General features: G+C 62.6%; 10 protein-coding genes. 8 read left to right on the top strand and 2 right to left on the bottom strand.

What is annotated here, in order from left to right:
- The 7 genes from EOA85_RS19490 to rpmG all read left to right on the top strand — a co-directional run.
- The coding region (locus EOA85_RS19490) for a topoisomerase C-terminal repeat-containing protein (RefSeq protein ID WP_164759754.1) at positions 1-267 on the top strand (267 nt) is incomplete at its 5' end.
- A 42-nt stretch (positions 268-309) separates the two neighbouring features.
- Positions 310-2,577 (top strand): ribonuclease R, encoded by a 2,268-nt coding sequence (gene rnr, locus EOA85_RS19485; protein ID WP_245485881.1) that lies wholly within the window; start codon positions 310-312, stop codon positions 2,575-2,577.
- A complete protein-coding gene (locus EOA85_RS19480) occupies positions 2,577-3,029 on the top strand; it encodes a DUF983 domain-containing protein (RefSeq protein WP_127210820.1) in 453 nt (150 codons plus the stop codon). The genes rnr and EOA85_RS19480 overlap by 1 nt, the downstream gene beginning before the upstream one ends.
- A 73-nt stretch (positions 3,030-3,102) precedes the next feature.
- Positions 3,103-3,837 (top strand): NUDIX domain-containing protein, encoded by a 735-nt coding sequence (locus EOA85_RS19475; RefSeq protein ID WP_127210819.1) that lies wholly within the window; start codon positions 3,103-3,105, stop codon positions 3,835-3,837.
- Positions 3,838-3,858: 21 nt separating this feature from the next.
- Entirely contained in the window at positions 3,859-5,034 is a 1,176-nt protein-coding gene (locus EOA85_RS19470; RefSeq protein ID WP_127210818.1) for an MFS transporter, read from the top strand.
- Between the two features lie 105 nt (positions 5,035-5,139).
- Positions 5,140-5,598, top strand: coding sequence for a hypothetical protein (locus EOA85_RS19465; protein ID WP_065009486.1), 459 nt, complete (start codon positions 5,140-5,142; stop codon positions 5,596-5,598).
- A gap of 185 nt (positions 5,599-5,783) precedes the next feature.
- Positions 5,784-5,951, top strand: coding sequence for a 50S ribosomal protein L33 (gene rpmG, locus EOA85_RS19460; RefSeq protein WP_006201775.1), 168 nt, complete (start codon positions 5,784-5,786; stop codon positions 5,949-5,951).
- A gap of 381 nt (positions 5,952-6,332) precedes the next feature.
- Here the strand turns inward: rpmG and EOA85_RS19450 are convergent, their stop codons facing one another.
- A complete protein-coding gene (locus EOA85_RS19450; RefSeq protein ID WP_127210817.1) occupies positions 6,333-7,706 on the bottom strand; it encodes a PleD family two-component system response regulator in 1,374 nt (457 codons plus the stop codon).
- A gap of 33 nt (positions 7,707-7,739) precedes the next feature.
- Positions 7,740-8,096, bottom strand: coding sequence for a response regulator (locus tag EOA85_RS19445; RefSeq protein ID WP_348627919.1), 357 nt, complete (start codon positions 8,094-8,096; stop codon positions 7,740-7,742).
- A 249-nt stretch (positions 8,097-8,345) separates the two neighbouring features.
- Between EOA85_RS19445 and EOA85_RS19440 the strand changes: the two genes are divergently transcribed.
- Entirely contained in the window at positions 8,346-8,645 is a 300-nt protein-coding gene (locus tag EOA85_RS19440; RefSeq protein WP_127210815.1) for a DUF3572 domain-containing protein, read from the top strand.
- Positions 8,646-8,848 lie beyond the last annotated feature (203 nt).

Raw genomic sequence — 8,848 nt, 5'->3', positions numbered from 1 at the left:
GTGCGTGACGGCAAATACGGGCCTTATGTTAATTTCGGCAAGGTCAACGCGACGCTGCCGAAGGGCAAGGACCCGCAGTCGGTGACGATCGAGGACGCGTTGGCGCTGATTGCCGAGAAGGAAGCCAAGGGCGGCAATGGCGGCAGAAAGCCCTTCCGCAAAGCGGCCGCACCTGCCAAAAAGCCTGCGGCGGCCAAAAAACCGGCGGCCCAAAAACCAGCGGCCCAAAAACCAGCGGCCAAGAAAGTGGCCAACAAAAAGGGATAGGGCATCGTGGCGCGCAGGGTATCCGGAAGAAGTCATGGCGATCTGCGCACCGCCGACACGAGAGCCAAGGTTAGGGATAACTACCGGCCGTCCCGCGACGAGATCCTGCGCTACATTGCCGAAAATCCGGATCGCTCAGGAAAACGCGACATCGCCAAGGCGTTTGCGCTGCGCGGCGAGGACCGTATCTGGCTGAAAGACATTTTGCGCGACCTGCAGGATGAGGGCCTGCTGACCAAGGAACGCAAGCGGCTGGCCCGCGTCGGCGCCGTCGCCCATGTCGCCGTGCTCGACATATTTGGCCGAGACGCCGACGGCGTGCTGCTGGCGCACCCAACCGAAGCCGTGGGCAACGGCGAGCCTCCTGTCATAGCGATCCGCGTGTCGCGCGGCGGCGGCCCGACACCGGGCATCGGCGACCGCGTGCTGGCCAAGACCTTTCCAACCGATGACGCGACGGGCCCCGCCTACACCGGGCGGGTGATGAAGATCTTCGAGAAGCGCACCGATGCCGTTCTCGGCGTTTTTCGCGTTCTGCAGGACGGCACCTTCCGCATCGAGCCTGTCGAAAGACGTCAGCCGGAGCTGGTCGTCGACAAGGAATTCCAGAACGGCGCCAAGAACGGCGATCTGGTCGAGGTCGAGCCGGCGCGGGCCTCCCGCTATGGACTGCCCAAAGCCAAGGTGCTGACGGTGCTCGGTTCGCTGACCAACGAAAAGGCGGTCTCGATGATCGCCATCCACGCGCATGACATTCCACATATTTTCCCGGCAGACGTCATTGCCGAGGCAGAGGCGGTCAAACCGGCGACGCTGGCCGGCCGCGAGGACTGGCGCAAGCTGCCGCTGGTCACCATCGATCCGGCCGACGCCAAGGACCATGACGATGCGGTGTTCGCCATATCGGATCCGGACGAAAAGAATCCCGGCGGCGTGGTGGTTACCGTAGCGATTGCCGATGTCGCCGCTTATGTGCGCTATGGCACCGCGCTCGATCGCGAGGCGCTGAAGCGCGGCAATTCGGTCTATTTCCCGGATCGCGTCGTGCCGATGCTGCCGGAGCGCATCTCCAACGACCTTTGTTCGCTGCGCGACGGCCAAGACCGCCCGGCGCTGGCGGTCCGCATGACCTTCTCGGCCGATGGCCGCAAGCTCAGGCATTCATTTCACCGCATCATGATGAAATCGGCGGCGAAACTCGCCTATCCGCAAGCGCAAGCCGCGATCGACGGCGCGCCGGACGACAAGACCGGCCCGATCCTCGACACGGTGCTGAAGCCGCTGTGGGATGCCTACGCCGTCGTCAAGCGCGGCCGTGAGACGCGCCAGCCGCTCGAGCTTGAACTGCCTGAGCGGAAAATCCTGCTCAAGGAGGACGGCACCGTCGACCGGGTCGTCGTGCCGGAGCGGCTCGACGCACACAAGCTGATCGAAGAATTCATGATCCAGGCCAATGTCGCGGCGGCCGAGACGCTGGAGGCGAAACGGCAGGCGCTGGTCTACCGCATCCATGACGCGCCTTCGCTCGCCAAGCAGGAATCGCTGCGCGAATTCCTGCAGACGCTTGGCCTGTCGCTGGCACGCGGGGCACAGATGCGGCCCAACCAGTTCAACGGGATTCTGGATCGCGTCCGCGGCGCCAACCATGAGGGTCTGGTCAACGAGGTGGTGCTGCGCACCCAGATGCAGGCCGAATATTCGCCCAGCAACATCGGCCATTTCGGCCTCAACCTGAAACGCTATGCGCATTTCACCTCGCCGATCCGTAGATATGCGGACCTGATCGTGCATCGCGGGCTGATTGCCGCCCTCGGCTTTGGTGCGGGCGGACTGACGCAAGATGAGGCGGAGCGGTTGGAAGAGGTTTCAGCACTGATCTCGGCCACTGAGCGCCGCGCCATGGCCGCCGAGCGCGAGACGGTCGACCGGCTGATCGCCGCCTATCTGGCCGAACGTGTCGACGATCGTTTCGATGCACGCATTTCGGGCGTCACCAAATCGGGACTATTTGTCCAATTGCCGCAGTATGGCGCAGATGGTTTCATCCCGGTGTCAAGCCTGGACGGCGATTACTATATATACGACGAAACTGCCCGATCGCTTTTCGGAGAGCGCACCGGCAAGGGCTATCAGCTTGCCGACCGCGTCGAGGTTCGCCTGATCGAGGTGGCGCCTATGGCCGGCGCGATGCGTTTCGAGATGCTGACCGACCCAAAGCCGCTGCCCGGCTCCAAACGGTCGTTTCACAAGGCCAAAGGCCGCGCCCGCGCGTCGCAATCGCGTCCAGGCTCGCGCGGCAGGAGACGATAATGCCAAGCGATTTGAACATGAACCAACAGGTTTTTGGCGGCGAACATCATTCGGGCCGCATCGCCCGCCCGCTGTGGACGGCGATGAAGCGTGGCGCGCTTGGCCGCTGCCCGCATTGCGGCGAGGGAAAGCTGTTTCGCGCTTTCGTCAAGACCGTCGATAAATGCGATCATTGCGGCGAGGAGCTCCATCACCACCGCGCCGACGACCTGCCGGCCTATCTGGTGGTTGTTATCGTCGGCCACATCGTGCTCGGCGCGTTCATGGGTGTCGAAGCGACCTCCACTTTGTCCACCTGGCAGCACATCGCCATCTGGGTGCCGCTGACCATCCTCATGGCGATCGTCTTGCTGCAGCCGGTCAAGGGCGCCGTCATCGGCCTGCAATGGGCGTTCTATATGCACGGCTTCGGTGGGGAAGAAGATCTGATCGAGTCGCATCCCGAGGCTTGAAACCGAGGCTGGCGCAAATCGGCATGGCTGGACGCCACTTTCGCATCGGAGAAGATTCCGCTAGGTCGTGCGCATGGACGTTATGACCAAGGCGGAAGTCGACAAGGTTCAGCGGATCGCGCTCGACGCCAAGCCTATACGCCCGCGCGACGCCGCGACGCTGATCCTGCTCGACCGCAAGGGCGACGAGTTCCTGGTGCTGATGGGCCGGCGCCACGCCCGTCACGCCTTCATGCCGGGGAAATTCGTCTTTCCCGGTGGTCGTACCGATCCGGCCGACAGCCGAATTCCCGTTGCCACAGCGTTGCACCATGAGGAACAGGCGAGGCTGACCGCCGGCGTCGGCCGCACCAGCCCGGCCCGCGCCCGTGCCATCGCCCTGTCGGCGATTCGCGAGACCTATGAAGAAGCCGGCCTGCTGATCGGCCAAAAGGGCGCCTTCGCCACGACCAGGCGCGATTGGCAGGGTTTTGCCGAGCACGGCGTAAGACCCTCGCTGGAAGCGCTGCGCTTCATCGCGCGCGCCATCACGCCGCCAAACCGGGTGCGGCGCTTCGATACGCGCTTCTTCAGCGCCTGGCGCGATGATGTCGCCGTGGAGTTGCCGGACGGCGGTCCGACCAACGAGCTGGAGGAACTGGTCTGGCTGCCGCTCGCCAAGGCCAGAGAAGCTGATATTCCCGACATCACCAGGGCCATCCTCGAGGAGCTGGAAAAGCGGCTCGTCGATGATCCGCTGCTGCGTCCCGGTGGTTCCGTGCCGTTCTACCGGCTTGTCCGCAATCGCTTCGTTCGCGAAATTCTGTAGAGCATAGAGCATTCACATCCCATGACGGTCGATACCCAGCAAGAGGTCGAGGAACGCGTACATTGGCTGCCGATGATCGCGGCGATCTCGTCGATCAGTGTCGTCGGCATCGCCATCGGCCTCGGCATGCCGCTGCTCAGCGTAATTCTCGAAACGCGCGGCCATTCGGCGTCGATGATCGGCTTCAACACCGCTGTCGCCGGCCTCGCCTCGATCGTCGGCGCACCGCTCGCCACCCCGCTCGCCATGCGGTTCGGCGTCGCCTGGACGATGCTCGCCATGATCGCAACGGGAGTGCTGGCCTTTGTCGGCTTCCATTTCGCGCCGGACTTCTGGATGTGGTTTCCGCTGCGCGTCCTGCTGCACATCGCGCTGACGGTGCTGTTCATCCTGTCGGAATTCTGGATCAGCACATCGGCGCCGCCACACCGGCGCGGTCTCGTCCTCGGCATCTACGCCACCGTGCTGTCGCTCGGCTTTGCCGCCGGGCCGTGGCTGTTCGCCCAGCTCGGCAGCAGCGGCTTCCTGCCCTTCGGCGTGATCATGGCGCTGGTGACGCTGGCCGCCATCCCAGTCCTGGCAGCACGCAACGAGAGCCCGACCATCGTCTCCAACGGCGAAACCAGCAACTTCCTGCGCTACATCTGGTTGGTGCCGACGGCGACCGCCGCGGTGCTGGTGTTCGGCGCGGTCGAGACCGGCGGCTTTGCGCTGTTCCCCGTTTATGGCAACCGCATCGGCTATTCCGAGGCCGATGCCGCCCTCCTGCTCACCATGATCGGCCTCGGCAACGTGCTGTTGCAAATCCCGCTCGGCATGATCAGCGACCGTGTCAGCGACCGCCGTTATCTGCTTCTGGTGTGTGCAACCATCGGGCTTGCCGGCACTATCTTCATGCCGCACTTCGCGCAGGACTGGCATCTGATGGCGGCGCTTCTGTTCGTCTGGGGCGGCGTGGTCGCAGCCATGTACACGATCGGCCTGGCCCATCTCGGCTCGCAGCTTTCCGGTCACGACCTGGCCTCGGCCAACGCTGCCTTCGTGCTCTGCTATGGTGTCGGCATGGTGCTCGGCCCGCAGGCGATCGGCATCGGCATGGACCTTTTCGGACCCTCCGGCTTCGGCTGGGCGCTCGGCGTGTTCTTCGCCTTCTATATCGCGCTGGTCGGCGCCAGGCTCGCCCGAAAAATCCTGTAGAAAGACCCGATCGATGCCTCATGTGGCGCAAGGCTGCTGACATGACCGTGTCAGCAGCACCTGGGTAGATTGTCAGCAACACGCCACGAATTTGAGGATGCCGCCATGATCGACTCCGGGTTTGAAACGAAATCGGTGCGGATGGAATTGCTGCTGCTTGTGACCTTTCAAGCGCCGGCCTCCGATGTCGACCGCATCATGGAAGCTGTGGTCGCGATCGCTCCGCTGACCATGGGCAAGTACAACAGCAATGCCTACCAGTCGGCGCACGGCATCGAGCGCTACCGGCCACTCGAAGGCGTAGCTGCAGGCGCCGAGACGGAATTGCGCAGACGGCATGGCACGGTGGAGGTGTCGTTCGAACTGCCCGACGATCAGGCGTTGGCCGCCCGCATTGTCGAAGCGATATTCCAGGCCCACAGCTATCAGGAGCCGGTGATCCGCATTCAGCCGATCCTCGCCAGCCGCTCCAAGGGCTTGGACGACCGCTCCAACCCGAACCGCTGGTGGAACACCACGGGAGACTTGAAGAAGGCCGCTCCGCCGGTTAGGGAAGACGCATAGTTAGGAACATGCTCGGCTGCCGGCTGGCTCTGATATTGACCACGGCTTGCACAAGCGACTGCACCGAAGCCTCACGGGGTTGACTTTCCGGGCGCGTTCTTTATGTGTCGCGCCAAGTTTCCCGCGTCCGGGTGTTTCCCCGTGCTCCAGCGGCCAAAACTCCACGAACATAACGGACGAACACAATGGCCAAAGCCGCAAACATCAAGATCAAGCTTCTGTCGACCGCCGACACCGGTTTCTTCTACGTGACTAGCAAGAACAGCCGCACCAAGACGGACAAGCTGTCGTTCCGCAAATACGATCCGGTTGCCAAGAAGCACGTCGAGTTCAAGGAAACCAAGATCAAGTAATCTGGTTTCCTGCTTTAAAGCCAAAACGCCGCCCCTATGGGCGGCGTTTTGGTTTTCAAGGCTCGAAAAAGTCCAAAATGTCCAATGCTTGTCGCAGAGTCTTGATGCGTTTTGGGGGCCGGTCGGCGTTTGGCAGCGGTACGAGGAGGCCACTATGTGCCAGCGCCGGCCGGCCGACCCCACGGACCCAGGAGATGCGGCGGACCTGAATCATGGGGTATTCTTCGGATCGATCCGGCTATCTACCTCGCGCCGGTTCCGTCATTGATCTGCACATTTGCGCAACAGCCTGTGAAAATCAACAATTTCTTAACCAAGCCCGGCGAATCGCTTGCGTTAAGGTAAATTCGTAACCCTGTCGCACTGAATGGAGAATTGGCCTTACGCCGCCTTGGCGACGACGCGGTTGCGGCCGGCGCTCTTGGCTTCGTAGAGCGCGAGATCGGCGCGCTTCATCAGCCCGGCAACCGTGTCCACGCCCTTCAGCACCGACGACACGCCGACGCTGACGGTAACCTCGATCGTCTTGCCGTCGTGACCGACTGCAAACGGCATAAGAGCGATTTCGGCGCGAATGCGCTCCGCGACTTTTTCGGCGACGGCGCCGTCCGTGTCCGGCATCACCACGACGAACTCCTCGCCACCGAAACGGCAGGCGAGATCGATGCCGCGCACATTCTTGCGCAGCCGCCGCGCAAATTCGCGCAGCACCTCGTCGCCGCCGTCATGGCCATGTGCATCGTTGATCGTCTTGAAGCGGTCGAGATCGGTGATCATCATCGACAGCGGCCGTCGCCGCGCTACGGCACGGTCGAACAACGTCTGCAGGTGGCTGTCGAGGTATCGGCGATTGTGCAGCCCAGTCAGCGCGTCGGTCACCGCCATCTCGATGGTCTGGGTGACGCTGGCACGCAGCTGGTCGTTGTAGCGCTTGCGGCGCACCTGCGTGCGTAGCCGAGCCGTCAGCTCCTGCTGGTCGATCGGCCGCATCAGATAGTCGTTGATGCCGAGTTCGAGGCCGCGGATGATGCGCCCCTCCTCACCCTCCTGCGCCAGAAGGATGATCGGCACGAAACGGGTGCGATCGAGCGAACGCAGTTGCGAGCAGAGCCTGAGCGGATCGAAATCGGCAAAGGCCGTCGAGATCATCACGCATTCATAGGGCGTCTCGGCGGCCTGGAAGAAGCCGGCATGCGGATCGGTGGCGATGTCGAGGTCGGCGGTGCCGCGCAGCATTTTCTGGACGCGCTCGAAGGAGGATTTGCGCTCGTCGATGAGCAGAACCTTCGGCGTGGTGTCTGCGGACGCGAAGTTGCGGCTCAACAGCTCCTCGATGCCGATATTGCGCGTGGTCGAGGCGCGCAAGCGCAGCTCGTCGGTCAACGTCTTCAGCCTGACCAGGCTTTTGACGCGCGTCATCAGCTGCAGATCGTTGGCCGGCTTGGTCAGAAAATCGTCGGCACCGGCCTCGAGGCCGCGCACCCGGTCCGAAACCTGGTCGAGCGCGGTGATCATGACGACGGGGATGTGCGACGTCGCCGGGTCGCTCTTCAGCCGCCGGCAGACCTCGAACCCGTCCATGTCAGGCATCATCACGTCGAGCAGCACAACATCGACCTTGCCGTTTTCGCAGGTCTCGATCGCGTCCAGCCCGTTCGTGGCGGTCACCACCTCGAAATATTCGGCAAGCAGCCGGACCTCGAGCAGCCTCACATTGGCAGGGATGTCGTCGACGACGAGGATCCGTGCAGTCATCTCATAAAGCTCCGGCTCGGCTGGAAGGGCGCATCAGGCGTCGCCCAGGTAGGATTTGATGGTTTCGATGAAACGCGGCACCGAGATCGGCTTGGAAATATAAGCTTCGCAGCCACCCTGGCGGATACGCTCCTCATCGCCCATCATCGCGAATGCAGTGACGGCAATGACCGGTATGACATGGAGGTCGTCGTCTTCCTTCAGCCATTTGGTCACCTCCAGCCCCGACACTTCGGGCAACTGGATGTCCATCAAAATAAGGTCCGGCTTGTGCAGTCTCGCCAGATCCAGCGCTTCCAGGCCGTTGCGCGTGCGTACCGTCTCGTAACCGCTCGCTTCGATGAGGTCCCGAAAGAGCTTCATGTTGAGCTCATTGTCCTCGACGATCATGACCTTCTTAGGCATCAAATTCCCGTCCCGGCCTGCCTTCCGCTCGAAGGTTGCCGTCATGCGCCCTCGCCGGTACGCACCAAACCCTGCTCCACTCTACCGCCAGATAATTGACGAAACGGAAACCGGCTACCGGAAAAGCTTCGGATTTCACCGCGAACTCCGCATTCCAGAGCTAGATGGCTTGCCGCAGGCGACGCTTGCGATTACAGCCAAAAACAGACTCATTCACCGCGCAAGAAAGTAGTGATGGCAAACGCAGCGTCAATGCGCGAGGAAGCGGAAACCATTGCCGTGAAGGCATTGGGCTTCGTCGCCGCCGATCCGGAACTTCTGCCCCGTTTCCTGGCGATCACCGGCATCGAGGCACATTCCATCCGCCAGGCCGCCGGCGAGCCGGGGTTCCTGGCCGGCGTGCTGCAGTTCATCCTCGCCCACGAGCCGACGCTCATGCGGTTCGCGGAGGAAACCGGCACGCCGCCGGCTGCCGTCGGCAGGGCGCTGCGGACGCTGCCGCTTGGCGACGACGACCATGAACATTCGATGTAAGCGACGACCGGATCGCGAAAACGCCTACGGCGTCGTTTCTTCTTCGCTGTCGTCACCGTCATCATTCTCAACCGGATCGGCCGGCTTCACCATGACACCATTGACGGTGACCGAACCGTCCGGCTTGCCATTGACGACCCATTCGATGCGGCCGTCCGGCAGCGTCTTGCCGAATCCCTTGATCGCAAGCGCCACCGGCACAT

This window comes from Mesorhizobium sp. M5C.F.Ca.IN.020.29.1.1, assembly GCF_003997375.1.
Classification (GTDB): domain Bacteria; phylum Pseudomonadota; class Alphaproteobacteria; order Rhizobiales; family Rhizobiaceae; genus Mesorhizobium; species Mesorhizobium wenxiniae.
The sequence above is the reverse complement of the archived record's forward strand: the minus strand, read 5'-3'. Positions and strand labels throughout refer to the sequence as shown.